The sequence below is a fragment of the Pseudomonas sp. TNT3 genome (assembly GCF_010095445.2).
Taxonomy (GTDB): domain Bacteria; phylum Pseudomonadota; class Gammaproteobacteria; order Pseudomonadales; family Pseudomonadaceae; genus Aquipseudomonas.
The window spans coordinates 57,253-83,823 of record NZ_WFGV02000004.1 but is presented as its reverse complement, the minus strand read 5'-3'; the positions used below and the strand labels follow the sequence as shown (position 1 = coordinate 83,823).

General features: G+C 59.6%; 20 protein-coding genes. 10 read left to right on the top strand and 10 right to left on the bottom strand.

The window, feature by feature from the left end:
• Positions 1-17 precede the first annotated feature (17 nt).
• Both araD1 and GBC55_RS04140 read left to right on the top strand, forming a co-directional pair.
• On the top strand, positions 18-1,013 hold the full coding sequence (gene araD1, locus GBC55_RS04145) for an AraD1 family protein (protein WP_162436899.1): 996 nt from the start codon (positions 18-20) through the stop codon (positions 1,011-1,013).
• A gap of 119 nt (positions 1,014-1,132) precedes the next feature.
• Positions 1,133-2,713: an aldehyde dehydrogenase (NADP(+)) gene (locus tag GBC55_RS04140; RefSeq protein WP_162436898.1), complete on the top strand. Its 1,581-nt coding sequence runs from the start codon at positions 1,133-1,135 to the stop codon at positions 2,711-2,713.
• Positions 2,714-2,874: 161 nt separating this feature from the next.
• On the opposite strand, the gene GBC55_RS04135 is transcribed toward GBC55_RS04140, so the two are convergent.
• Positions 2,875-3,783: a DMT family transporter gene (locus tag GBC55_RS04135; RefSeq protein ID WP_162436897.1), complete on the bottom strand. Its 909-nt coding sequence runs from the start codon at positions 3,781-3,783 to the stop codon at positions 2,875-2,877.
• A 237-nt stretch (positions 3,784-4,020) separates the two neighbouring features.
• Here GBC55_RS04135 and aceK point away from each other — a divergent pair, with 237 nt between their 5' ends.
• The 3 genes from aceK (at position 4,021) to GBC55_RS04120 (ending at position 11,649) form a co-directional block, all read left to right on the top strand.
• A complete protein-coding gene (aceK, locus tag GBC55_RS04130; protein ID WP_162436896.1) occupies positions 4,021-5,739 on the top strand; it encodes a bifunctional isocitrate dehydrogenase kinase/phosphatase in 1,719 nt (572 codons plus the stop codon).
• Between the two features lie 438 nt (positions 5,740-6,177).
• Positions 6,178-10,089, top strand: a complete 3,912-nt coding sequence (hrpA, locus tag GBC55_RS04125; RefSeq protein WP_162436895.1) for an ATP-dependent RNA helicase HrpA — start codon at positions 6,178-6,180, stop codon at positions 10,087-10,089.
• 438 nt (positions 10,090-10,527) lie between these two features.
• Positions 10,528-11,649 (top strand): beta-ketoacyl-ACP synthase III, encoded by a 1,122-nt coding sequence (locus GBC55_RS04120; protein ID WP_162436894.1) that lies wholly within the window; start codon positions 10,528-10,530, stop codon positions 11,647-11,649.
• A 227-nt stretch (positions 11,650-11,876) separates the two neighbouring features.
• Here GBC55_RS04120 and GBC55_RS04115 read toward each other — a convergent pair whose 3' ends face one another.
• On the bottom strand, positions 11,877-13,208 hold the full coding sequence (locus GBC55_RS04115; protein WP_162436893.1) for a putative porin: 1,332 nt from the start codon (positions 13,206-13,208) through the stop codon (positions 11,877-11,879).
• Between the two features lie 281 nt (positions 13,209-13,489).
• Between GBC55_RS04115 and GBC55_RS04110 the strand changes: the two genes are divergently transcribed.
• Positions 13,490-14,614, top strand: a complete 1,125-nt coding sequence (locus tag GBC55_RS04110) for a GNAT family N-acetyltransferase (protein WP_162436892.1) — start codon at positions 13,490-13,492, stop codon at positions 14,612-14,614.
• A gap of 16 nt (positions 14,615-14,630) precedes the next feature.
• On the opposite strand, the gene aqpZ is transcribed toward GBC55_RS04110, so the two are convergent.
• From aqpZ to GBC55_RS04085, 5 genes are all read right to left on the bottom strand, one after another.
• Positions 14,631-15,326 (bottom strand): aquaporin Z, encoded by a 696-nt coding sequence (gene aqpZ / locus GBC55_RS04105; protein ID WP_162436891.1) that lies wholly within the window; start codon positions 15,324-15,326, stop codon positions 14,631-14,633.
• A 296-nt stretch (positions 15,327-15,622) separates the two neighbouring features.
• Complete coding sequence (locus GBC55_RS04100; RefSeq protein ID WP_162436890.1) at positions 15,623-17,455, bottom strand: ABC transporter ATP-binding protein; 1,833 nt, start codon at positions 17,453-17,455, stop codon at positions 15,623-15,625.
• An 84-nt stretch (positions 17,456-17,539) separates the two neighbouring features.
• Positions 17,540-18,097: a peptidylprolyl isomerase gene (locus GBC55_RS04095; protein WP_162436889.1), complete on the bottom strand. Its 558-nt coding sequence runs from the start codon at positions 18,095-18,097 to the stop codon at positions 17,540-17,542.
• Positions 18,091-18,906 (bottom strand): alpha/beta hydrolase, encoded by an 816-nt coding sequence (locus GBC55_RS04090; RefSeq protein WP_162436888.1) that lies wholly within the window; start codon positions 18,904-18,906, stop codon positions 18,091-18,093. Before GBC55_RS04090 ends, GBC55_RS04095 begins: the two co-directional genes overlap by 7 nt.
• A gap of 14 nt (positions 18,907-18,920) precedes the next feature.
• The gene (locus GBC55_RS04085; protein ID WP_162436887.1) at positions 18,921-19,844 is read right to left on the bottom strand and encodes a LysR family transcriptional regulator; all 924 of its coding nucleotides are present in this window, start codon (positions 19,842-19,844) and stop codon (positions 18,921-18,923) included.
• A gap of 49 nt (positions 19,845-19,893) precedes the next feature.
• Between GBC55_RS04085 and GBC55_RS04080 the strand changes: the two genes are divergently transcribed.
• The 3 genes from GBC55_RS04080 to GBC55_RS04070 all read left to right on the top strand — a co-directional run bounded on the left by GBC55_RS04080 (position 19,894) and on the right by GBC55_RS04070 (position 22,299).
• Positions 19,894-20,223 (top strand): 3-phosphoglycerate kinase, encoded by a 330-nt coding sequence (locus GBC55_RS04080; protein ID WP_162436886.1) that lies wholly within the window; start codon positions 19,894-19,896, stop codon positions 20,221-20,223.
• A 264-nt stretch (positions 20,224-20,487) separates the two neighbouring features.
• Positions 20,488-21,087 carry an FMN-dependent NADH-azoreductase gene (locus tag GBC55_RS04075; protein ID WP_162436885.1) on the top strand — a complete coding sequence of 200 codons (600 nt, stop codon included), beginning with the start codon at positions 20,488-20,490 and terminating at the stop codon, positions 21,085-21,087.
• A 345-nt stretch (positions 21,088-21,432) separates the two neighbouring features.
• Positions 21,433-22,299 carry a carboxylate/amino acid/amine transporter gene (locus GBC55_RS04070; RefSeq protein WP_162436884.1) on the top strand — a complete coding sequence of 289 codons (867 nt, stop codon included), beginning with the start codon at positions 21,433-21,435 and terminating at the stop codon, positions 22,297-22,299.
• Between the two features lie 73 nt (positions 22,300-22,372).
• On the opposite strand, the gene GBC55_RS04065 is transcribed toward GBC55_RS04070, so the two are convergent.
• Positions 22,373-23,671: a mechanosensitive ion channel family protein gene (locus tag GBC55_RS04065; protein ID WP_162436883.1), complete on the bottom strand. Its 1,299-nt coding sequence runs from the start codon at positions 23,669-23,671 to the stop codon at positions 22,373-22,375.
• A 193-nt stretch (positions 23,672-23,864) separates the two neighbouring features.
• On the opposite strand from GBC55_RS04065, the gene GBC55_RS04060 reads away from it, so the two are divergent.
• Positions 23,865-25,211 (top strand): DEAD/DEAH box helicase, encoded by a 1,347-nt coding sequence (locus GBC55_RS04060; protein ID WP_090181378.1) that lies wholly within the window; start codon positions 23,865-23,867, stop codon positions 25,209-25,211.
• Between the two features lie 141 nt (positions 25,212-25,352).
• Here GBC55_RS04060 and GBC55_RS04055 read toward each other — a convergent pair whose 3' ends face one another.
• Both GBC55_RS04055 and GBC55_RS04050 read right to left on the bottom strand, forming a co-directional pair.
• On the bottom strand, positions 25,353-25,628 hold the full coding sequence (locus GBC55_RS04055) for a hypothetical protein (protein ID WP_162436882.1): 276 nt from the start codon (positions 25,626-25,628) through the stop codon (positions 25,353-25,355).
• A gap of 94 nt (positions 25,629-25,722) precedes the next feature.
• Positions 25,723-26,454 (bottom strand): thioredoxin family protein, encoded by a 732-nt coding sequence (locus tag GBC55_RS04050; RefSeq protein WP_162436881.1) that lies wholly within the window; start codon positions 26,452-26,454, stop codon positions 25,723-25,725.
• Between the last annotated feature and the right edge of the window lie 117 nt (positions 26,455-26,571).

Genomic DNA, 26,571 nt, shown 5'->3' with positions numbered 1-26,571 from the left:
CTTTCCGGAGGGCCGACATGCGCCTGATTCAATTTGAAAACTCAGCCGGCGAACGCCAGGTCGGCCTCGTCGATGGGGCACAGGTCCAGGTGCTGCTGAACACGCGCAGCACCCGTGAACTGGCACTCGCGGCGATCCGCGCCAATCGCAGCCTGCAAGAAGAAGCCGCAACCCGTGGCACCGTGCCGGGCCCGGATTACGCGCAACTGCTGCAGCAGGGCAACGTCCTGCCGCCGCTGGATCACGAAGACCCGGCCCATTGCCTGATCAGTGGCACCGGCCTGACCCATCTGGGCAGTGCATCGGCGCGGGACAAGATGCACCAGCAAGAAGGTTCGGTTGAAGCCGGCATGACCGACACCATGCGCATTTTCAAATGGGGTCTGGAAGGTGGGAAGCCTGAAGCCGGCCAGGTCGGGGCGCAACCGGAATGGTTCTACAAGGGCGACGGCAGCATCGTCGTGCGACCCGGTGCGGACTTCCCGGTGCCGCCGTTCGCCGAAGACGCCGGCGAGGAGCCGGAACTGACCGGCCTCTATGTCATCGGCGACGATGGCCTGCCGTACCGTGTCGGTTATGCCTTGGGTAACGAGTTCTCCGACCATGTGATGGAGCGACGCAATTACCTGTACCTCGCGCACTCGAAGCTGCGCTTTTGCGCCTACGGCCCGGAACTGCGTGTTGGTGAGTTGCCCCGGCATCTGGCCGGCACCAGCCGCATCAAACGCAACGGTGAAGTGATCTGGGAAAAGGAGTTTCTCAGCGGCGAAGACAACATGTGCCACAGCCTCGCCAACCTTGAATTCCATCACTTCAAATACGCCCAGTTTCTGCGTCCGGGGGATGTCCACGTGCATTACTTCGGCACCGCCACGCTGTCATTCGCCGACGGGGTCAAAACCCAGCCGGGTGACCGGTTCCAGATCAGCCTCGACGCGTTCGGTGCGCCCCTGGAGAACGGCATTGGCGAGAGCTCCCAACCGTTGGGCATCGGCCAGGTGCGCACACTCTGATCCTTGTAGGAGCGAGCTTGCTCGCGAAGGTCGTTCAGGCACAGAAGCTGTGTTGGACGTACCTTTTTCGCGAGCAGGCTCGCTCCTACAGGGTCTGCCATCGATCAAGGAAATGCCAAATGACCACGTTACTCGGACACAACTACATCGCTGGCCGTCGCAGCGCCAACGGGACGGTACAGCTGCAAAGCCTCGATGCAACCACTGGCGAGCCGCTGCCCGGTACCTTCTATCAAGCCAGCGAAGCGGAAGTGGACGCCGCCGCCAAGGCTGCAGCCGCTGCCTATCCGATCTATCGCAACGTCAGCGCTGAAAAGCGTGCGTTGTTCCTGGAGGCGATCGCCGATGAAATCGATGCGTTGGGTGATGACTTCGTCGCGACTGTTTGCCGTGAAACGGCATTGCCGGCGGGGCGCATTCAGGGTGAGCGCGGACGTACCAGTGGCCAGATGCGCCTGTTCGCCAAGGTCCTGCGACGCGGCGATTTCTATGGCGCGCGCATCGACCAGGCATTGCCCGAGCGCCAGCCATTGCCGCGTCCGGGTCTGCGCCAGTACCGCATCGCGTTAGGTCCGGTGGCCGTGTTCGGTGCCAGTAACTTTCCGCTGGCCTTTTCAACGGCCGGTGGCGATACCGCTTCGGCGCTCGCCGCCGGCTGCCCGGTGGTGTTCAAGGCGCACAGCGGGCACATGGCAACCGCCGAATGGGTGGCGGATGCAATCATCCGCGCGGCCGAACGTACCGAGATGCCTGCGGGCGTATTCAACATGATCTTTGGCGGTGGCGTCGGTGAGTGGCTGGTCAAGCATCCGGCGATCCAGGCGGTGGGCTTCACCGGCTCGCTCAAGGGCGGTAATGCATTGAGCCATATGGCGGCGACCCGACCACAGCCGATCCCGGTGTTTGCCGAGATGTCGAGCATCAACCCGGTGTTCCTGCTACCTGAAGCACTCAAGGTGCGTGGCGAACAGATTGCGGCGCAGCTCGCCGGTTCGGTGACCTTGGGCTGCGGTCAGTTCTGCACCAATCCTGGCCTGGTCATCGGCCTGCGTTCGCCGCAGTTCAGTCTGTTTCTGGAAACGTTTTGCGCGAGCATGAACCAGCAGCCGGCACAAACCATGCTCAATGTCGGCGCGTTGGGCAGCTACAGCCGAGGCCTTGCCGAATTGCACGAGCATCCGGGTGTGAAGCATCTTGCAGGCAAACCGCAGCAGGGAAATCAGGCGCAACCGCAAGTGTTCCAGGCGGATGTCGGCCTGCTGCTCAGGGGCGAAGAGTTGCTTCAGGAAGAAGTGTTCGGACCCACCACCATCGTTATTGAAGTAGAGGATCAGGCGCAGATGGCCGCGGCCTTGCAGGGCTTGCGCGGGCAGCTGACGGCGACGCTGATCGGCGAGTCTGACGAGTTGCTGGAATACCGTTGGCTGGCCGAATCGCTGCAGGAAAAGGTGGGGCGGATCCTGCTCAACGGCTATCCGACCGGGGTCGAGGTGTGCGAAGCCATGGTGCACGGCGGGCCGTACCCGGCAACGTCCGATTCGCGCGGGACGTCGGTCGGCTCGCTGGCCATTGACCGATTCTTGCGGCCGGTGTGCTTCCAGAATTACCCGGACGCCTTGCTGCCCGAGGCGTTGCAGAATGCCAACCCGCTAGGGATTCGGCGGTTGGTGGATGGGGAGGTGAGTCAGTCGGCTTTGTAGTGCCTGTACTGACGCCATCGTCGGAACGCCGCCCGGGGCAAGCCCGGCTCCCACAAGGTTTGAGGTCGAGCACAAGATTTGTGTGCACCACCAATCACTGTGGGAGCCGGGCTTGCCCCGGGCGGCGTTCCGACGATGGCGTCATCAGCAGCACTACATCTTTACTTGGTCGCCACCTCAACAGGCTTCACCACCGCCGGCTTCAACACCAGCCACAACGCCACCGCAATCAACACCCCGCCATAAATGTGCGCCATCGACAACGGCTCATCCAGCAACATCGCCCCCCACAACACCCCGAACGGCGGAATCATGAAGGTCACGGTCATCGATTTCACCGGACCGATGGACGTGAGCAGGCGGAAGTAAACAATGTACGCGAACGCCGTGCATCCCAAGCCTAGCCCCAGCAACGACAACCAGACATTCCAGCCACCCCAGCTCGCCGGCGGCTCGCTGATCACGCTGTAGCCGAACAACGGCAGCAGGAACAACGTCGCCCCCAGCATGCTGCCCAGCGCCGAAAGACGGCTGTCGAGGCCGCCGGCCTGATCCAGCCAGCGACGGGCGAGGAACCCGGCGAAGCCATAGCAGGTGGTAGCCAGCAGGCAGGCGAGGGCGCCCATCAGCAGTTGCAGGTCAAACGCCACCGGACCGGCACGGGTCAGAATGCCGACGCCAAACAGGCCCAGGAATACGCCACCCAGCTTGGCGCCGGTGAGTTTTTCACTGAAGAACAGCCCGCCAATCAACACCCCCATCAAGGGTGTCGTGGCATTGAAAATCGCCGAGTACCCGGCAGGCAGCACTTGCGCCGCCACGGAGTACAGCGTCGCCGGAATCCCGGAATTGATCACCCCGAGCAACATCACGGTCTTGAGTTTGCCTTTGAAATCCCAGCTGATACGCATCAGTCCCAGGATCACCAGCAGGCCGACGGCCGCGATCGATACACGGAAAAATGCGGTCGGAACCGTGCCAATCACCGGGGCGATGATGCGCATGAACAGAAAGCTCGCGCCCCAGATGGCGGCCAGCGACAGCAAACGGAAAATATCGACGGGGTTCACGGGGCATTCCTTCCTTGATGGGGACGGGAGTGTTGCTGAGTGAGTGGTCTGTCGCAACCGAAAAACGGGCATTTAATTAAAGCGGGGGGTGTGAGCCGATCACTGATCGCCAGACCCGCCTCTGACCCGCGTCGCAAGACGAAGCGGCCTTAAACCGTATCACCGCAAAATTGCGCTTCTCCTGCACCCGGTTAACTGGCTAAGCTCAGGGCTCCGAATTCCCGCAGAGGTCTCACCATGGCGCAGCAATGGCCAGCCGCCGACATCGCCCGAATGATCCTCGAGGGCTTTGACGATTACCGCGAGCATTTCCGCCAGATCACCGACGGCGCCCGGGCTCGATTCGAGCAGGCCCAGTGGCAGGAGACGCAATCGGCCTCGGCCGCGCGGATCAATCTGTACGAAGAAAAAGTCAGCGAAACCGTAGAACGCCTGCGTATCGCCTTCGACAGCGACACGCTGGACGTCAGCTGCTGGCCTCTGGTCAAGAGTGCCTACATCAAGCTGATCGACCTGCGCTTCGACGATGAACTGTCCGAGACCTGGTACAACTCGATCTTCTGCGGGCTGTTCAGCCATGACCTGATCAGTGACGGCTGCATGTTCATCCACACCACCCGGCCAAGCCTGCGTAGGGCCCGGGCAGCACAAACCCGCACCTACAAACCTCAAGGGCAGCTCTCCGGCATGCTGGAGAGCATCTTTGCCGACTACCGTTTCAGCGAGGATTACGCCGACCTGGCCAGCGACATGCGCCGCCTCGAAGCGCAATTGCGTGAGAACCTGCCGGACTGGGTGTGCAAGGACCCGGACCTGAGCGTCGAATTGTTTTCCTCGGTGCTTTATCGCAACAAAGGCGCCTACCTGGTAGGACGGATCTACACCCAGGACGAGCAATGGCCGTTGGTGATTCCATTGCTGCACCGCGAAGGTCGCGGCATCCAGATCGACGCGCTGATCACCGACGAAGCCGATGTGTCGATCATCTTCTCGTTCACCCGGTCGTATTTCATGGTGGATGTACCGGTGCCAGCGGAGTTTATCGGGTTCCTCAAGCGCATCCTGCCGGGCAAGCACATCGCCGAGCTGTACACCTCGATCGGTTTCTACAAACACGGCAAGTCCGAGTTCTATCGAGCGCTGATCAACCACCTGGCGAGCACCGACGATCAATTCATCATGGCCCCCGGCGTGCGCGGCATGGTGATGAGCGTGTTCACCCTGCCGGGTTTCAATACCGTATTCAAAATCATCAAGGACCGTTTCTCGCCGTCGAAAAACGTCGACCGTGCGACGGTGATCGAGAAGTATCGATTGGTGAAAAGTGTCGATCGGGTCGGGCGCATGGCCGATACCCAGGAATTCGCCGATTTCCGCTTTCCGTTGAGCAAGTTCGATCCGGCGTGCCTGGAAGAATTGCTGGAAGTGGCCGCGTCCACGGTGTCGGTGGAAGACGACACGGTGCTGATTCGCCACTGCTGGACCGAACGGCGGATGACGCCGCTCAACCTTTACCTGGAAAACGCCAACGACGATCAGGTCCGTGAGGCGCTGGAGGATTACGGCCTGGCGATCAAGCAACTGGCGGCGGCGAATATTTTTCCCGGCGACATGCTGCTGAAGAACTTCGGCGTTACGCGTCACGGCCGGGTGGTGTTTTATGACTACGACGAAATCTGCTTCCTGACGGAAGCCAACTTTCGCCACATTCCGCAGCCGCGCACGCCGGAGGATGAGATGGCGTCCGAGCCGTGGTACTCGATCGGTCCGCTGGATGTGTTTCCCGAAGAGTTTCCTCCGTTCCTGTTTGCCGATTCCGGCCAGCGCAGGCTGTTCGATCAGTTGCATGGCGAGCTGTATAACGCCGATTACTGGAAAAGCCTTCAGGAAGCCATTCGCGCCGGCAAGGTGATCGATGTGTTCCCGTATCGACGTAAGGGCTTCGACAGCGAGTAGCGCGCCAGAGTGAATCCTGTGGTTTGGGGGTTATCTGTGGTGCAAGGTTTTATCTGTGGTGCAAGGCTTTATCTGTGCTGAGAGGATTAATCTGAGGGAAGGGATTTATCTGTGGTGAAGGGATTTATCTGTGGGAAGGGGATTTATCTGTGGCGAGGGGATTTATCCCCGTTCGGCTGCGAAGCAGACGCAAAACCATTCGATGCGGATTATCTTAAAATTCCCGCTGTTAGTATTTGGGACCGCTTCGCGGTCCAACGGGGATAAATCCCCTCGCCACAGATAAATCCCTTCCCACAGATAAGTCCTCTTAGCACAGATAAATCCCTTCACCACAGATAAATCCCCCTCTACAAAAGCGCATCACAGTCGTGTTAAGTGACGCAAATCTGCGACAATCCGCCCACTGCGCCACTAGCCGACTGAATTGCGTACCTGATGACTGACGAATCGCCCTCCATCGACAAACTGCTGAAAAATCTCGATCACGCCATGCTCGCCGACTGCCACCGGCTGCGGCGGCAGTTGCTTGAGCTGCGCAAGAAACCTGATGAAGCCAAGCTGGCTCAGTGGGTGGCGCGCATGCAGGCGTCCTGTGATCAGGTGCTGGCGCGGCGTGCCAGCCTGCCGGTGGTGCGTTATGACGACAGCCTGCCGATTGCCGCCAAGCGCGACGAAATCAAAGAGGCGCTGCTCAAGCATCAGGTGCTGATCATTGCCGGCGAAACCGGTTCGGGCAAGACCACCCAGTTGCCGAAAATCTGCCTGGAAATCGGTCGCGGCCAGTACGGCCTCATTGGTCACACACAGCCCCGTCGAATCGCTGCACGCAGTGTGGCGAGCCGGGTCGCGGAAGAACTCGGTACACCGTTGGGGGCGCTGGTCGGCTACCAGGTGCGGTTCGAGGATCAGAGCGATTCCAACACCCTGATCAAACTGATGACCGACGGCATCCTGCTGGCGGAAACCCAGAACGACCGCTACCTCGAACGCTACGACACGATCATCGTCGACGAAGCCCACGAACGCAGCCTGAACATCGACTTCCTGCTCGGCTACCTGAAAACCCTGCTGCCCCGTCGCCCGGACCTGAAAGTCATCATCACGTCGGCGACCATCGATCTTGAGCGTTTCTCGAAGCATTTCGATGATGCCCCGATTGTCGAAGTTTCCGGCCGCACCTTCCCGGTAGAGACCTGGTATCGCCCGCTGACCCTGGAACAGGACGAGGAGGGCAACCGCGTCGAGGACGACCTGACCGTGGATCAGGCAATCCTCGCGACGCTGGACGAAATCGCCGCGTTCGAACGCAGCGAACGAAAGAGCCCAGGTGATGTGCTGGTGTTTTTGCCCGGCGAGCGCGAGATTCGCGACGCCGCTGACATGTTGCGCAAGGCGCAGCTCAAGCACACCGAAATCCTGCCCTTGTACGCGCGGTTGTCCCCGGCGGAACAGCAGCGGATTTTCCAGTCGCCCCCCGGTCGTCGCGTGGTCCTGGCGACCAACGTCGCGGAAACGTCGTTGACCGTGCCGGGCATTCGTTACGTGATCGACAGCGGTACGGCGCGCATCAGCCGTTACAGCTACCGCGCCAAGGTCCAGCGCCTGCCCATCGAAGCCATTTCCCAGGCCAGCGCCAACCAGCGTAAAGGCCGTTGCGGACGGGTCGAACCGGGCATTTGCATCCGCCTGTATGGCGAAGAAGATTTCCTGGGCCGCCCGGAATTTACCGACCCGGAAATCCTGCGGACCAACCTCGCCGCCGTGATCCTGCAGATGCTGCATCTGCGCCTTGGCGAGATCACTGATTTCCCGTTTATCGAACCACCGGATGGCAAGGCCATCAGCGACGGTTTCAACCTGCTTCAAGAACTCTCGGCGGTGGACCGCAACAGCCAGCTGACCCCGCTCGGTCGTCAATTGGCGAGGCTGCCGGTGGACCCGCGCATGGGCCGCATGTTGTTGGAAGCGGCCAAGCTCGGCAGCTTGCAGGAAGTGCTGATCGTTGCCAGCGCCATGTCGATCCAGGACCCGCGCGAGCGTCCGCCGGAGCGTCAACAGGCCGCGGATCAGGCCCACGCGCAATGGAAAGACGTCGACTCGGACTTCGCCGGGCTGGTCAATCTGTGGCGTGGTTTCGAGGAACAGCGCCAGGTGCTGACGGCGAGTCCGCTGCGTAACTGGTGTCGCAAGAACTTCCTCAACTATCTGCGTCTGCGCGAGTGGCGCGACTCCCATCGCCAGTTGAGCCTGATCTGCCGCGACATGCAGCTAAGCCTCAACAAGGAGCCGGCGGATTATCCGAAGCTGCACAAAGCCGTGCTTTCGGGTTTGCTCAGTCAGATTGGCCAGAAAACCGAAGACGGTGATTACCTCGGAGCCCGTCAGCGACGCTTCTGGATTCACCCCTCGTCGGGCCTCGGCAAGAAGCGTCCGCAATGGTTGATGGCCGCTGAGCTGGTGGAAACGACCAAGCTGTATGCGCGCATGGTCGCCAAGATCGACGCCGACTGGATCGAACCGCTGGCCGGGCACCTGATCAAGAAAAACCACTTCGAACCCCATTGGGAGAAGAAGCGCGGACAAGTCGTGGCGTTCGAGCAGATCACCTTGTTCGGGCTGATCGTGGTCGGTCGCCGGCCGGTGCATTACGGGCCGATTGACCCGGTGGTGTCCCGTGAGTTTTTCATTCGCGAAGGCCTGGTGCGGGGCGAGATTCAATCGAAGGCCAAATGCCTGAGCGCCAACCAGAAACTCCTTGAACAGCTCGACGAACTGGAAGCCAAGGCCCGTCGTCGCGACATTCTGGCCGACGAAGAAACCCTGTTCGCGTTCTACGATGCGCGGCTGCCGGCGGAGATTCACCAGACCGCGACTTTTGACAGCTGGTACCGCGTCAACAGCCAGAAAGACCCGCAGCTGCTGATCATGCGCGAGGAAGACGTACTGGCTCGCGAAGCCAGCGAAGTCACCGCGCAGCATTACCCGGACACCTTGCACATTGGCGATCTGGAACTGGCACTGAGTTACCACTTCGAACCCAACCATCCCCGCGACGGGGTGACCCTGAGGGTGCCGGCGCCTTTGTTGCCGATGCTGCCTCCTGAACGGCTGGAGTGGCTGGTGCCGGGTGTGATCGAGGCCAAATGCATCGCGCTGGTGCGCAACCTGCCCAAGGCCCTGCGCAAAAACTTCGTTCCGGTACCGGATTTCGTCAAAGCGGCGTTGCAGCGCATGACTTTTGCGGAAGGCTCATTGCCCCAGGCGCTGGGACGTGAACTGCTGCGCATGACCGGTGCGCGGGTCAGTGATGAAGCCTGGGCCGAAGCGGCGCAACAGGTCGACAGTCATTTGCGCATGAACCTGGAAATCGTCGATGGCCAGGGCAAGTTCCTCGGCGAAGGGCGTGATCTGGCGGAGCTGACGGCACGTTTCGCCGAAGCCAGTCAGGCCGCACTGGCGGTGCCGCAAACCGCGAAAAGCCAGCAGCCGGTGGAGGCGAAAGTCTTCGCCGCGGTGGCGGAGAAAACCCAGCAGAAGATCGCCGGACTGTCGATGACGGTCTATCCCGCGCTGGTGGAAGAGAACGGAACGGTCAAGGAAGGGCGGTTCTCCACGCCGGCCGAAGCCGAGTTCCAGCATCGCCGCGCGTTGCAGCGGTTGCTGATGCAGCAATTGGCGGAACCGGCGAAGTTCCTGCGTGGCAAGTTGCCGGGGCTGACCGAGCTGGGCCTGATGTACCGCGACATGGGGCGCATCGACAGCCTGGTGGAGGACATTCTGTTGGCCAGCCTCGACAGCTGCATTCTTGAGGGTGAAGACCCGTTACCCCGTGACGGCGCTGGATTGGCCGCGTTGGCCGAGCGTAAGCGTGGCGGCTGGACCGAGCATGCCGAACGCCTGGCGAAGTTGACGCTGGAGATTCTCAAGCTCTGGCACGGGCTGCAGAAGCGCTTCAAGGGCAAGATTGATCTGGCGCAAGCTGTGGCGCTCAACGATATCAAGCAGCAACTGAGTCATCTGGTGTATCCGGGGTTCGTCCGCGAAACGCCGATGCAATGGCTCAAGGAGTTGCCGCGTTACCTGAAAGCAGTCGAGCAACGTTTCGAGAAAATTGGCGCGCAAGTGCAGCGGGATCGAGTCTGGAGCGGTGAGTTGTCGGGGCTGTGGGCTCAATACCAGGCCCGCGCCAGCAAACACGCCCAGGAGGGCAAGCGCGATCCACAGCTTGAGCTGTATCGCTGGTGGCTGGAGGAGTACCGGGTTTCCCTGTTTGCCCAGCAACTGGGGACCAAGGTGCCGATCTCGGACAAGCGCCTGAACAAGCAGTGGAGCCAAGTCGAACCCTAACCCCTGTGGGCGCCGGCTTTGTGGCGAGGGGATTTAGCGAAACGTCGCACTAGCTTTGTGGCGAGGGGATTTATCCCCGTTGGGGGGCGAAGCCGCCCTAAAAGAATTGGGTTCATACTTCAGGTGGACCGAGAGTGAAGGTTTTGCGACTGCTCCGCAGCCGAACGGGGATAAATCCCCTCGCCACAGAGGTGCCACAAAGGTGCAACACAGGTGGTCCCAAGGATTGCTGTTGCTTTTGCAAATGGCGCCAAAACCCTACGTTTATGGCAAACTTCGCGCCTATAAACGCCGGCCCCGCGGTTTTGAGCCTTCACGGCTGCGGGCGGATCGGAATAAAGCGATGCCAGGTTTGCGTCCCCCGGATGGGAATAGACCCTTTGTGCGTTGGTACGTCGGTACCAATGCTTTCTGCCTGAACAGATTAGAGAAACGACCATGCATAACGTCGTCATCAGCGGCACCGGCCTGTACACCCCGGCCAACAGCATTTCCAATGAAGAGCTGGTGCAGTCTTTCAACGCTTACGTTGCGCAATTCAACGCCGACAACGCCGAAGCGATCGCCCGCGGTGAAGTCGAAGCCTTGACCGAATCCAGTGCCGCGTTTATCGAAAAAGCCTCTGGCATCAAAAGCCGTTTTGTCATGGACAAGGACGGCATCCTCGATCCGCAACGCATGGCGCCACGCCTGCCGGAACGCTCGAATGACGAGTGGTCGGTGTTGTGCCAGATGGCCATCGGTGCCGCCGAGCAAGCCTTGCAGCGCGCGGGCAAAACCGCCGCGGACATCGACGGCGTGATCGTCGCCTGTTCCAACCTGCAGCGCGCCTATCCGGCCATCGCCATCGAAGTCCAGGAAGCGCTGGGCATCCAGGGTTTCGGTTTTGACATGAACGTGGCGTGCTCCTCGGCGACCTTTGGTATCCAGGCCGCCGCCAACAGCGTGCAACTGGGCCAGGCCCGGGCGATCCTGATGGTCAACCCGGAAGTCTGCACCGGTCACCTGAACTTCCGTGACCGCGACAGCCATTTCATATTTGGCGATGCGGCGACTGCCGTGATCATCGAGCGCGCCGATCTGGCAACGTCCGAATATCAGTTCGATGTGGTCAGCACCAAACTGCTCACCAAGTTCTCCAATAACATCCGCAATAACTTTGGCTTCCTCAACCGCGCGGCGGAAGAGGGCATTGGCGCCAAGGACAAGCTGTTCGTGCAGGAAGGCCGCAAGGTATTCCGCGATGTATGCCCGATGGTGGCGGAGCTGATCGCTACGCACCTGGAAGAGAATTCGCTGAACATTGCTGACGTGAAACGCTTCTGGCTGCACCAGGCCAACCTCAGCATGAACCACCTGATCGTGAAGAAACTGCTGGGCCGCGAAGCCACCGAAGAAGAAGCACCGGTGATTCTCGACACCTACGCCAACACCAGCTCCGCCGGCTCGGTGATCGCGTTTCACAAAAACCAGGATGACCTGGCGGCAGGTTCGCTGGCCGTACTCAGTTCGTTCGGGGCGGGTTATTCGATTGGTAGTGTGATTCTGCGTAAGCGCTGAGTTCGGCTTAAAAGATCGCAGCCTGCGGCAGCTCCTACACAGGATCGGGTTTCAACGCGATATCGCGGCTGGAATGCGGTCGGTGTAGGAGCTGCCGCAGGCTGCGATCTTTTTTTGGGCCAAAAAAACTCGCGCTGCCGTATCGGACGGATGATGGGGACCGATACCACAACGCGAGTTTGGAAAAACACCCCGGGCTTCCTTGCCCGAGTGATGTAGCGGGATTATCAGAACTTGGCTTCAGCATCCAGCTGCAGGGTGTTGATGTCCGAATCTCTCAGGCCGGCGCTGGCGTTGGTGTAGTCGGAGTTAGCCATGAAGTACGTCGCACCCAGGGCGAAGTTCTTGTCGATTTCGTAGCTCACTTTCAACTTGCTGCCACGGGAACCGGTGAAGCCGTTGGCGAAGTCGGAGTCGGTGAAGGCGCCAACTACGGCGTTGCGCTGCACATCGCGGTAGTTGTAGTCCACTGCGAAGCCGTAGAGCTTGGTCTTCACACCCGCCAGCCAGCCCATGTCCTGATCGTTGCTGGCGTCGTCGTTGTTGACGATCTGACCATACAACGACAGCGGCATTGGCAGCCCGCCGATATCCAGCTGACCAAAGCCTTCGTACAGTTTGAATTGCTCGCCCGGACTGTTGCCGTTGACGGCCAGTGCGCACGGAGCCGTGACGGCGCCAGTCGTCGGGCAAGCACTGCTGTCATCGTTGTCGTAGGCGTAAAGGCTGCCGCCCAAGGTCATTTTGAGGTTGTCGGTGATTGCGAAGCGCGCGCCCAACTGGCCAGCGTACAGTCGCAGATCGTGTTTGAACTGCACGCCTTCGCCGTCGACGTTGTCCTTGAGGGTGTAGTGACCGGCGCTACCGAACAGTTCAGTGCTGCCGCCCAGTGGGTACTTGTAGGTCACTGCCAGACCTTCCGGGCTGATGTCGCTATCCCAGATGATGTCGCCCATGCTCACCCACTGTTGCGGCATCTTGCCGGCAACGAGGTGCAGGTTTTTGATCGCGTCGGGGTGGTAGTCGACGTAACCCTGGTCCAGCCAGATCGACTTCTTGTCGAAATAGTTGTTCAGGTCCTGGTTGGTGGAACGCGCGTCGTCGCTGCTGCCGGTGGCGATGCGGATACCGGTGTCGACCTGCGGGTTGATCTCGGTGTACGCACCCAGACGGGCACGAATGCGCTGGCGGTCCGAGTCTCTGTTGTTGGAAACGCCATCGTTCTTGATGGTTTCCTGGCGGAAACGCACGTCGCCCTTGAACTGGGTCTTGGCGGCCCACGCCAGTTTCTGGTCGAAGGCGCTTAGTGTGTCGGTTTTCTTCGCGGTGGCTGCGATCTGCTCGTTGGTCTCTTGCTGAGCCTGACGGGCGATCTGCTGGTCTTTCTGATCCCTGGCCAACTCGGCTTGCAGCTCGCCGTACTGCGCGTTGGTAATCGAGCCGTTTGCCTTGAGCATGTCGAGCAGTTTGGCGTCGACTGCGGCGCTGGCCGGAACACTCATGGCCAGCAGCAGTCCGCCACACAGGGCTGCCGCAGTTTTCGTGGAAGCAAGACGCATATCAATCTCCGAAGATGAGAGTGGATGACTGAGCCATCCAGGGCACAACCGACCATTGATGGACGGAAAACAGTGGCCGGGTTAGAACCCGACGCTCTAAAAACAGGCGCCAGTATCGCGATGGTTTATGACAGTGCAGTGGCAAAGTGATGGCGTTGCGATGACGATACAAAGTCGTCTGAAAACCCTTTTCCAGAGCACTGCGGTCGGATAGGTCGTGTAGGTTGCTGCGCGATAAGCGATACTCGCCAAGCTTTCACGCATTAGGTGAAGAGGAATTTATGCCGCTGCAACGACTGGAAAACCTGTCCGACATTTCACCGCGCAACTGGGATGCCCTGGTGCCGGACGCTCAGCCGTTTCTGCGTCACGCCTTCCTCAGTGCCCTGGAGGACAGCGGCAGCGTTGGCCCTCATACCGGCTGGCAACCCGAGCATTTGTTGCACATCGAGGGCGATCGGCTGATCGCTGCGCTGCCCGCTTATCGCAAGTGGCACTCCTACGGCGAGTACGTCTTCGATCACGCCTGGGCGGATGCCTGCGAGCGTGCCGGCATCGACTATTACCCCAAGTTGTTGACTGCGGTGCCGTTCAGCCCGGTCAGTGGTCCGCGGCTGTTGGCGGCCACGGTGGAAGACGGCTTCGAACTGCTCAAGAGCCTGCCGGGATACCTTGAGATCGAAGGGCTTTCCAGCGCCCACATCAACTTCACCGATCCGTTCACCGACGCCGCATTGGCCGAGCAACCGGGCTGGCTGCAGCGGATTGGCTGTCAGTATCACTGGCAGAATCGCGGGTACCGGGATTTTCAGGATTTCCTCGACGTCCTCAGTTCGCGCAAGCGCAAGCAGATGCGCAAGGAGCGCGAGCAGGTGGCGGGGCAGGGGATTGATTTCGAATGGCTCGAGGGGCCGCAATTGACTGAGGTGCAGTGGGATTTTGTCTATGCCTGCTACGCCAATACCTACGCGGTGCGTCGGCAAGCGCCGTACCTGACGCGGGCGTTTTTCAGTCTGCTGGCCGAGCGCATGCCGCAAGCGATACGTGTGGTGTTGGCCAAACAAGGCTCACGGCCGGTGGCAATGGCCTTCAGCCTGGTGGGCGGTGGCAGTTTTTACGGACGTTACTGGGGCTGTCTGGCGGAGTTCGACCGCTTGCACTTCGAGACGTGTTTCTACCAGGGCATGGATTACGCGATTGCCAATGGCTTTCAGCGCTTCGACGCAGGGGCTCAAGGCGAGCACAAATTGATACGTGGCTTTGAACCGGTGATCACCCATTCCTGGCACTACTTGCGGCATCCAGGCCTGAAGGCGGCGGTCAAAGACTTCCTGCACCAGGAGCGTTTGGGGGTGTTGGCCTATGCCGAAGAAGCGAGGACCGCGCTGCCTTATCGGCAAGCGTGATCCCCGCTCCCAGGGGTTAAGTGCCTTCCTTGCCCAGCCAGCGGTATGTCACGCCGCCAACCACGGCGCCGAGCAGCGGCGCTACCCAGAACATCCACAACTGCGCCAAGGCCCAGCCACCAACGATCAGTGCCGGGCCGGTACTGCGGGCCGGGTTGACCGAGGTGTTGGTCACGGGGATCGAGATCAAGTGGATTAGCGTCAGCGCCAGGCCGATGGCGATGGGCGCCAGCCCTGGCGGTGCTCGCTTGTCGGTGGCACCGAGGATGATCAGCACGAACATTGCCGTCATCACCAGTTCGCAGACAAAACCTGCGGCCATCGAGTACTTGCCGGGTGAGTGTTCGCCGTAGCCGTTGGAGGCCAGGCCCGCTGACAGATCGAACCCTTCTTTGCCGCTGGCGATGTAGTAGAGCAGCGCGGCGGCAATGACCCCGCCGATCACCTGGGCAATGATGTAGGCCGGCAATTCCTTGGCGGGGAATCGACCGCCGACGAACAAACCAACGGAAACGGCGGGGTTGAGGTGGCATCCGGAAATATGGCCAATGGCGAACGCCATGGTCAGCACCGTGAGGCCGAACGCCAGGGCCACACCCAGCACCCCGATTCCAAGCGGAGAAGACGCGGCCAGAACCGCACTGCCGCAACCCCCCAACACCAGCCAGAACGTACCTAACAACTCAGTGACTGAACGTTTGAACAGAGACATGAGAGCGTCCTTGATAGGCTTCCTATCGAGACTGCATCGAGTTATGCATCCTGCAAACTTACGACAGGCTCATCTCCAGAACCTTGGCTGAGTACAGCAGGGTTTTTACGGAATTCCAGTCGTAGAAAAACCGCCAGAGCCCGTGATGAAAGGCGTGTGGCGGTTTAACAGAGGGACGCAAATCCCTGTGGGAGTGAGCCTGCTCGCGATTGCGGAGTTTCAGTCGACGTAAATGTCGAATGTTAACCCGCTATCGCGAGCAGGCTCACTCCCACCGGAACAGCAATGAATGCAGCTCAGTCGATCCCCACAAACCCACCCGTCTGATGCTGCCACAACCGCGCATACAGACCGCCATGGGCCAGCAGTTCCGCGTGGCTGCCGGTTTCGGCGATCTTGCCGTTCTCCAGCACCACCAGCCGGTCCATCCGGGCGATGGTCGAGAGCCGGTGGGCGATGGCGATCACGGTTTTACCCTGCATCAAGGTTTCCAGGCTCTCCTGAATGGCGGCTTCGACTTCCGAGTCCAGTGCCGAGGTCGCTTCGTCCATGATCAGGATCGGCGCGTCCTTGAGCAGCACACGGGCAATGGCGATCCGTTGCCGTTGTCCGCCCGAGAGTTTCACCCCGCGCTCACCGACATGCGCGTCAAAACCGGTTCGACCCTCGGCGTCTGACAGCAGCGGAATGAACTCGTCGGCACGGGCTTTGTGCACCGCTTCCCAGAGTTCGGCGTCAGTGGCGTCGGGCTTGCCGTACAGCAAGTTGTCGCGTATCGAGCGGTGCAGCAGCGAGGTGTCCTGGGTGATCATGCCGATGCGCTCGCGCAGGCTTTCCTGGCCAACGTCGGCGATGTTCTGACCGTCGATGAGTATCCGCCCGCCCTCGACGTCGTAGAGACGCAGCAGCAGGTTCACCAAGGTGGATTTACCGGCACCAGACGGACCGATCAGGCCAATTTTCTCGCCGGGTTTTATCGTCAGATCGAGATCGCCGATGATTCCGCGTTTCTTGCCGTAATGGAAATCGACGTGTTCGAACCGCACTTCACCACGGGGCACGGTCAGCGGTTTGGCCTGATCGCGGTCGGTGACGCTGACCGGTTGCGCGATGGTCTGCAAACCGTCTTGAACCATGCCTATGTTTTCGAAGATGCCGTTGACCACCCACATGATCCAGCCGGACATGTTGACGATGCGAATCACCAGGCCCGTCGCCAGGGCAATCGCCCCGACCGAGATCAGTGATTGCGTCCACAACCACAGCGCCAGGCCGGTGGTGCCGACGATCAGCAAGCCGTTCATGCTCGTGATCACCACGTCCATGCTGGTGACGACGCGGCCGGCGAGCTGGGCTTTGACGGTCTGTTCTTCGATGGCTTCCTTGGCGTATTGCTGCTCGAAGTTGGTGTGGGCGAACAGCTTCAGCGTGGTGATGTTGGTATAGCCATCAACAATGCGACCCATGAGTTTGGAGCGCGCATCGGAGGACACCACCGAGCGCTCCTTGACCCGAGGGACGAAGTAGCAGAGCGCGCCGATGTAGGCGGCGATCCAGGTCAGCAACGGGATCATCAGGCGCCAGTCCGCCTCGGCGAACAGCACCAGTGAACTGACCGCATAGATCAGCACATGCCAGAGCGCGTCCACCGCTTGCACGGCCGAATCGCGCAGCGAGTTACCCGTCTGCATGATGCGTTGGGCGATGCGACCGGCGAAGTCGTTCTGGAAGAAATTGAGGCTCTGTTTGAGCACGTAACTGTGATTCTGCCAGCGAATCAGGCTGGTCATGCCGGGGCTCAGCGTTTGATGAACCAGCAGGTCATGGAGGCCGACGAATATCGGCCGAAAAACCAGGGCAACCACCGCCATCCAGGCCAGCTCGATGCCGTGTTCCTGGAAGAAATTGACGTTGGGCGTGCCTTGGGTCAGGTCGATGATGCGGCTCAGGTAGCTGAACAGTGCCACTTCGATCAGTGCACCGATCAAGCCGACGACCAACAGGGCGGCGAAACTCGGCCAGACCTGCTTGAGGTAATAGGTATAGAAGGGGAGAACCCGATCCGGCGGAGCCGCCGTCGGTGCGTCGCGGAAAATGTCGATCAGTTGTTCGAAACGGCGATAAAGCATCGGATCTCCGCCCGCGCTCGGGCTTTTCCTTGAACAGTGTGAGCGACGCCGCCATACGGTCGCCGCTCATACATCAGGTGAAGCTTAGTCGATGACCTTGGCCGACTTGATGAACACCGGATCGGCTGGCACGTCTTTCATACCGCCGCGGCTGGTGGTCGGCGAATTGACGATGATGTCCACAATGTCCATGCCTTTGACGACCTTGCCGAAGACTGCGTAGCCATCACCCTGGTCGAGGAAATCGTTGTCCTTGACGTTGATGAAGAACTGGCTGGTGGCCGAATCCGGCGCCGAGGTACGGGCCATGGACAAGGTGCCACGAACGTTGACCAGGCCATTCTTGTGCTCGTTCTTGATCGGCGCCTTGGTTTCTTTCTGTTGCATCTGTTGAGTGAAACCGCCGCCCTGGACCATGAAACCCGGGATCACGCGGTGGAAAATCGTGTTGTTGTAGAAGCCGCTGTTCACGTAATCAACGAAGTTCTTGGTACTGATCGGTGCCTTGACCGGGTCCAGTTCGATTTCGATCTGGCCATTGGTGGTTTCCAGCAGCACATGGGGAGCCTTGGCAGGCGTCGCGGCCATCAGGTTGGCGGCGAACAGAACGGTGCCAGCGGCGAGGGCGATTTTTTTCAGCATGGGTCAGTGATCCTGAGTGGGGTGGTGTCGACTTCGGTGAGAAACTCGAGCAGGGTTTGATTGAAGTGTTCCGGCTGATCAAGCGGCGTGGCGTGGCGTGAATCGGCGATCACCACCAGTCGCGCATTGGGCAGCAGTTTTACGTAATTCTCTTTTAGCGCGACCGGTGTGTAGTCACGGTCGGCGCTGACGATGAGGGTTGGACAGGACACTTTCGAAAGTCGTTCCTGAACACCCCAACCGACAATGGCATCGAAGCTGGCGAGATAAGCATGTTTGTCGTTTTTTGCCCAGCGCTCGGCCATTTTTTGACGAAGAGCGGCTTGTTCCGGCTTGGGAAACAGCTTGCCACCCAGCGCCTTGCCGATGGTCTCCAGACTGAGGACTCGCATCAGGCTCCAGCGTTTGAACCACTGCCAGTAATCGTCGCGGCTGCGCAATTTGACCTGGGGCCCGCTATTGACGATGCACAGGCTTTTTAACAGTCGCGGCTGATCGACTGCCAGCTGGAAGCCGATCATCCCGCCCATGGACAGTCCCACGTAATGTACGGGGCCCAGGTTCAAGTGCTCGATGAGTGCCACCAGATCCGCGCTGAACCCGGCGATGCTGTAGCGCTCGCGCGGCTTGTCGGAGCGTCCGTGGCCGCGCACATCGGGTACGATCACCCGGTAGTGGGCTGACAGCACCGGGATCTGCATCTCCCAGTCCAGGGTGCTGGAGCCGAGACCATGGACCAGCAGCAAAGGGGTGCCGTGGCCGTATTCCTCGTAGTGCAGGTTGCAACCTTCGTGTTCGAAATAGGCCATGCAGTCACTCCATGTCAGGCTTGTTCAGGGGCGGCGAACGGCGCATCCAGTGGCGCGGTGTCAAAGGTACGCAGCAGGTCGATGAGAATTTGCGTTGCCGGGCCCAGGGGTTTGTCCTTGTTCGAATACAGATAGAAGCTCGGATTACGACTTCCACCCTGATCCAACGGTAGCAGCTTGAGCGAACCTTCCTTGAGTTCCCGTTCGATCATATGCCGAGGCAGCCAGGCAAACCCCAGCCCGCTGCTGACAAACGTAGCGGCCGTGGCCAGGCTGCCCACGGTCCAGCGCTGTTCGGCACCGAGCCAGCCGACGTCCCGTGGCTGTTGGCGACCGGAGTCGCGGATCACCACTTGCATCTGGCTTTCCAGGTCCTGGAAATTCAGTTCGCGGTTAAGCCGATGCAAGGGATGATCGGGATGAGCGACGGCGACAAATTCGACGTCGCTCAACTCCGCGCCCAGATATCCGGGAATACTGAAACCGGTGATGGCCAGGTCGGCCACGCCTTCGAGCAACACTTCTTCCACACCCGACAAAACTTCTTCGCGCAGCCGCACCCGGCAGCCACGGCTTTGCGGCATGAACGCGGTCAGGGCGCGCACGAGGCGGGCGCTTGGGTAAGCTGCGTCGACCACCAGCCGCACCTCCGCTTCCCAGCCTTGCTCCATGTGGTGGGCCAGGTCTTCCAGCTGACTGGCCTGCTTGACCAGCTGCCGGGAGCGGCGCAGCAATACGCCGCCCGCTTCGGTCAACACGGCCTTGCGGCCATCGATACGCAGCAGCGGTACGCCGAGCTGGTCCTGCATGCGCGCCACGGTATAGCTGACCGACGATTGCGAACGGTGCAGCGCTTCGGCGGCCTGGGCGAAACCTCCGTGATCGACCACGGCCTGTAGCGTTCGCCATTGATCAAGGGTCACGCGGGGCGCTTTCATGTTGAGCTCCTCTTGTCCTAAGCTGGCGGTCCTTACTGGAGACTGCCGAATGAAAAAACTTTGTTGTGTCGTGTCAGGTTGCGTACTGCTGGCGATGCTGCCGCTGACGGCTTTTGCTTATCCGATCGATGTGCAGAAACAGTTGAATGGTTTGAGCATCGACTACAACGCCTACGACACGGATAACGACATCGCGTCCATTCAGGTCAACAACTACGGCACCACCGATGCGACCTGCAAGGTGGTTTTCAGCAATGGCCCCGAAGCGCCCCGCACCCGCAAGATCGATGTGCCGGCTGGCAAACACAAAAATGCGACTGCCAAGTTCACCCGCACCATCATCAAAATGCGCATCGACCTGACCTGCACGCCGAAATAGCACCGAATCCGGAGGCCGAGGAAGATTTTGTGGGAGTGAGCCTGCTCGCGATAACGGTGTGTCAGGTGCAGAGATGTTCATGACACACCGCTATCGCGAGCAGGCTCACTCCTACAGGATCTATGCCCAACCTTATCGGTGTGCTCTGCTTATAAACGAATTTATTGATGGGTTATAGCAGTTATTTGCGCTTTTTCATCGATATGGTTCTGTTTAACCTTCACTCCATCGCCTTACAGCATTCTCAGATGGAGCCTACATCCCATGTCACGCGTTCTGATCATCGAAAGCAGCGCCCGTCAGCAAGACTCGGTTTCCCGTCAACTGACCCAGACCTTCATCAGCCAATGGAAAGCCGCGCACCCGGCTGACCAGATCACCGTACGTGACCTGGCCGTCAACCCGGTGCCGCACCTGGACATCAATCTGTTGGGTGGCTGGATGAAGCCTGCCGAGCAACGCAACGACATCGAACAGGCGTCGCTGGAACGCTCCAACCAGCTGACTGACGAACTGCTCGCCGCCGACGTGTTGGTCATGGCCGCGCCGATGTACAACTTCGCGATTCCGAGCACCCTCAAAGCCTGGCTCGACCATGTGCTGCGTGCCGGCGTGACCTTCAAGTACACCGACACCGGCCCTCAGGGTTTGCTCTCTGGCAAGCGTGCTTATGTCCTGACTGCACGCGGCGGTATCTACGCTGGCGGCCCGGCGGATCATCAGGAACCGTACCTGCGTCAGGTTATGGCGTTCATCGGGATTCACGACGTGACCTTTATTCACGCTGAAGGCATGAACCTGGGTGGCGACTTCCAGGAGAAGGGCCTCAACCAGGCCAACGCCAAGCTTTCGCAAGTCGCCTGACCGTTTAATCGCCAGATAATCGCTGAATGTTCTAGTGACCTGGCGCAACCCTTCAAGCCTGTACGCGCATCGACCTCCCTTTGCACTTGTTGCTCCTGAGTGCTGCAGCCCGATTGAACGCTTTAGCGAGATCGGGCTTTTTTTTGCCTGCAATTTAGTGAAACGGCACAGATCCCCTGTGGGAGCCGAGCTTGCTCGCGATGGCGGTGTGTCACTGGGTATCAATAGTGGATGTGCCGCCGTCATCGCGAGCAAGCTCGGCTCCCACAGGGTTTTATGTTTGGCTTGCTGTCGCGGCAACAGGCAAAACCCGCTATCGTCGCCGCCATTCAAAATGAGGCGCACATGGGCTATCTACTTTTTGTCACGCTGATTCAGGCGTTTTCCTTCAGCCTGATCGGCGAATACCTGGCCGGGCATGTCGACAGTTACTTCGCGGTGCTGGTGCGTGTGGTGCTGGCTGGACTGGTGTTCATCCCCCTGACCCGCTGGCGTTCGGTGGAACCTGCGTTCATGCGCGGCATGTTGCTGATCGGTGCGCTGCAGTTCGGCGTGACGTACGTCTGCCTGTACCTGAGCTTCCGCGTGTTGACGGTGCCGGAAGTGTTGCTGTTCACCATCCTCACGCCGTTGCACGTGACTTTGATCGAGGACGCGCTGAACCGGCGCTTCAATCCGTGGGCGCTGGTGGCGGCGTTGGTGGCGGTGCTCGGCGCCGCGGTGATTCGCTACGACCGGATCAATCCGGACTTCTTCATGGGCTTTGTGCTGCTGCAACTGGCCAACTTCACCTACGCCGCCGGGCAGGTGCTTTATAAACATCTGGTGGCGCGTCACCCGAGCGATCTGCCCCATTACCGGCGTTTTGGTTACTTTTACCTGGGGGCACTGGCGGTGGCGTTGCCGGCATTTCTGCTGTTCGGCAAACAAAATTTCCTGCCCGAAGCGCCTCTGCAGTGGAGCGTGCTGGTGTTCCTGGGCCTGGTCTCCACCGCGCTCGGGTTGTACTGGTGGAACAAGGGCGCCTGTATGGTCAACGGCGGCACGCTGGCCGTGATGAACAACCTGCATGTGCCGGTGGGGTTGCTGATCAACTTGCTGATCTGGAATCAGCATGAGGAATTGGGGCGGTTGTTCTTCGGCGGGATGGTGATTCTGGCGGCGGTGTGGATCAGCCGGTTGGGTATCAAACCACACGTTCAACCCGTGTAGGAGCTGGCGCAGCCTGCGATCTTTTGATCTTGAAAATCAAAAGATCGCAGGCTCCTACAGGGTTTTTCAGCGGTCACATGATGTGTTTTTCTTGCTCGGGGATGTGGCTTGCGCCGAGCATTGCCGGAAGTAAACCGGCCCTGAGGTCTCCACCGCTGGGCTGCTGATAAAGGCTCAAGCCGAACTCCGGAAGCACCGCCAGCAGGTAATCGAAAATATCCCCCTGAATCCGCTCGTAATCAGCCCACGCCGTGGTGCCAGTGAAGCAGTAAATCTCCAGCGGTATGCCCTGCGCCGTGGTCTGCATCTGGCGGACCATGCAGGTCATGTTCGGCTGAATCTCCGGGTGGCTCTTCAAATACGCCAGCGCGTACGCGCGGAAAGTGCCGAGGTTGGTCATCCGCCGGCGGTTGGCCGACATTGCCGCGACATTGCCCTGTGCTGCGTTCCAGGCCTTCAGTTCGGCCTGCTTGCGGCCGATGTAGTCCGTCAGCAGGTGCACCTGAGACAGGCGCTGCTCTTCGTCATCACGCAGAAAGCGCACGCCGCTGGCGTCGATGAACAGACTGCGCTTGATCCGGCGGCCACCGGACTGCTGCATGCCGCGCCAGTTCTTGAACGACTCGGACATCAGGCGCCAGGTCGGGATCGACACGATCGTCTTATCGAAATTCTGTACTTTCACCGTGTGCAAGGTGATGTCCACCACATCGCCGTCGGCGCCGACTTGCGGCATCTCGATCCAGTCGCCGACCCGCAGCATGTCGTTGCTGGTCAGCTGCACGCTGGCGACGAACGACAGCAGGGTGTCCTTGTAGACCAACAGAATCACTGCCGACATGGCGCCCAGACCGGACAGCAGCAACAACGGCGAACGATCGATCAGCGTGGCAACGATGATGATCGCGCCAAACACATACAAGACCATTTTTGTCAGTTGTATGTAGCCTTTGATCGAACGCGTGCGGGCGTGTTCGGTGCGTGCGTAGATGTCCAGCAGCGCGCTGAGCAGGGCGCTGAAGGCCAGCAGCAGGAACAGGATGGTGAATGCCAGCGCGACGTTGCCGAGGAAAATCAGGCTGGTCTTGCTCAGCTCCGGCACCAGATGCAGGCCGAACTGAATCACCAGCGACGGCGTCATTTGCGCCAGTCGATGGAAAACCTTGTTGTGGCGCAGGTCGTTCAGCCAATGCAGGGCCGGTTGGCGGCCGAGCAACTTGGCTGCGTGTAAAATCAGGTAACGCGCCACTCGTCCGAGGACCAGCGCAATCACCAGCAACACTATCAGTGCCAGGCTTGAATGCAGGAGCGGGTGCTGATCAAGCGCCCCCCAAAGGTCTTGGACGTTGAGCCAGAGCTGTTTGATATCCATAAGCAAAAACGATTCTTCTGTAGGACGCGACAGGGCGATTAGAGCATCTAAGACGCTTTGTATTACGTTTGGAGACAAATCAGGCAACAAAAAAACCACTGATTAGCGCCGTTTGTATAAAGAAACTCGGCCTCGGCGCTCGAAACCGTTACCCTATGCAGCTGTTTTTTTGTATTTCTTCGAGGTAGCACCCGTGTTTTCCCAATTCGCCCTGCACGAACGCCTGCTCAAAGCCGTGGCCGAGCTTAAATTTGTCGAGCCAACGCCTGTGCAAGCAGCGGCTATTCCGCTGGCGCTCCAAGGGCGTGACCTGCGGGTGACAGCGCAAACCGGTAGCGGCAAAACCGCTGCTTTCGTTTTGCCGATCCTCAACCGTCTGATCGGTCCGGCCAAGGTTCGCGTCAGCATCAAGACCCTGATCCTGCTGCCGACCCGCGAGCTGGCCCAGCAGACCATCAAGGAAGTCGAGCGCTTTGCGCAGTTCACGTTCATCAAGTCCGGCCTGATCACCGGCGGTGAAGACTTCAAGGTCCAGGCCGCCATGCTGCGCAAGGTGCCGGACATCCTGATCGGTACGCCGGGCCGGATGATTGAGCAACTGAACGCCGGCAACCTCGACCTGAAAGAAGTCGAAGTACTGGTGCTCGATGAAGCCGACCGCATGCTCGACATGGGCTTTGCCGAAGACGTCCAGCGTCTGGTCGAAGAGTGCACCAACCGCCAGCAGACCATGCTGTTCTCGGCCACTACCGGTGGCTCGGGCCTGCGCGAAATGGTTGCCAAGGTGCTGAACAATCCAGAGCACCTGCAACTCAATAACGTCAGTGACCTGAATGCGACGACCCGTCAGCAGATCATCACGGCTGACCACAACCAGCACAAAGAACAAATCGTGAACTGGCTGCTGGCCAACGAGACCTATCAGAAGGCCATCGTGTTCACCAACACCCGTGCCATGGCAGACCGCATCTACGGTCGCCTGGTGGCTCAGGACTACAAAGCGTTTGTCCTGCACGGCGACAAGGACCAGAAAGACCGCAAACTGGCGATTGACCGTCTGAAACAGGGCGGCGTGAAGATCCTGGTCGCCACCGACGTTGCTGCTCGCGGCCTCGACGTGGAAGGTCTGGACCTGGTCATCAACTTCGACATGCCACGCAGCGGCGACGAATACGTTCACCGTATCGGTCGTACTGGCCGTGCCGGCAACGATGGCCTGGCCATTTCGTTGATCTGCCATGGCGACTGGAACCTGATGTCGAGCGTCGAGCGCTACCTCAAGCAGAGCTTCGAGCGCCGCACCATCAAGGAAGTCAAAGGCACCTACGGCGGGCCGAAGAAGGTCAAGGCTTCGGGCAAGGCTGTTGGCGTGAAGAAGAAAAAGGTCGACGCCAAGGGCGACAAGAAGAAAACCGGCGCCAAGGCGCCCACCAAGCGCAAAATCGCCAATCGGCCGAAGACCGACGCCTTGTCGCTGGTCAGCAAGGACGGCATGGCGCCGCTCAAGCGCCGCAAGCCAGAAGCGCCGGCGGCTGAATAAGCACGTGTAGCGCCCCATAAAAAAACCCGGACCGATGTCCGGGTTTTTTTACGTCAAAAGATCGCAGGCTGCGCCAGCTCCTGCAGGGAATTGCAATCTCATGTAGGAGCTGGCGCAGCCTGCGATCTTTTGATTTTGCCTTTAGCCTTCAGCCTTCTTCTCAGCTGAACCCAATTCCTTCAGCCGCTGATCAATCAACTGACATTTGTCCGGCAAATCTGCGCTGGCCGTTCCCAGGTCCATCTTCTGCAATTCGGCATTGATCTCCTTGGCTTTGGCGGGATTCTGCTCGGTCAGCTTGGTGACTTCCTTGGCCAGCTGTTCGCGTTTGGCGGTAGCTTCCTCGGGCGTGCAAGCCCAAACGGGCAGGGCGCAGGCGAGGGTGGCGGCGAGGGTGAGTTTCAGCAGGGTTTTCATGGGCAGGCCTCAGTTCCGGTTAAGGCGGGATATCTGGTTGAGGGTCCGAACGCGCAAAAAGTTCATCAGCACACGCACCGCTCGCTCCTTACTGCTAACTGTGACAGCAGCTTGAAGATGCCTTTTCGTCATAGCGGTCGTGATGGCGCACCCATTCCATGATTTCCTCCTCATTGCGCCCCTTCGGCGTCAGATCCAGGTAGTTGTAGGCGCCGACCAGCATGTCCAGGCCGCGGGCATAGGTGGAATACGTGTGGAAGATTTCGCCCGCATCGTTGCGATAAAAGACGCTGAGGCCGGGAAGTTCTTCTTCCGCGCCGTCGGATTTTTCGTAGTTGTAGGTGGACGTGCCAGCGGCGACTTCGTCTGCGCGGGCGGAGACGCCAAAGTCATAGTTGAAATCGCAACCGGCTGACGATACCCAGTCGAATCTCCAGCCCATGCGCCGTTTAAAGTCCTGAAATTCGGCAAACGGCGCATGAGAAACCGCGACCACGGCAACGTCATGATGCGCCAGGTGCTGATTGGCGCCATCAATGTGGTCGGACAGGAAAGAGCAGCCGGAGCAACCCTCTTTCCAGCCCTCACCAAACATGAAGTGATAGATGACCAATTGACTGCGCCCACCGAACAGGTCGGCGAGTTTCAATTCGCCATTGGGCCCCTGAAAGCGGTAATCCTTGTCGATCTTCACCCAGGGCAGGGCGCGGCGTTCAGCGCTGAGTTTGTCCCGTTCCCTGGTAAAGGCTTTTTCGTGAGCCAGGTGTTGTCGGCGGGCGGCGAGCCATTCTTCTCGGGACACGACCGGATGATTCTGAAGGTTCATGAGAGATTCTCCTGCGAGCAGCGGGGAGGTGACTTACACAGACTAGTCGTCGCTCCCTGGCGTGATTCGACATGCCGCCGGTCGGTGTGGTTGAAAACCTCGGCTGAACGGCTGCCC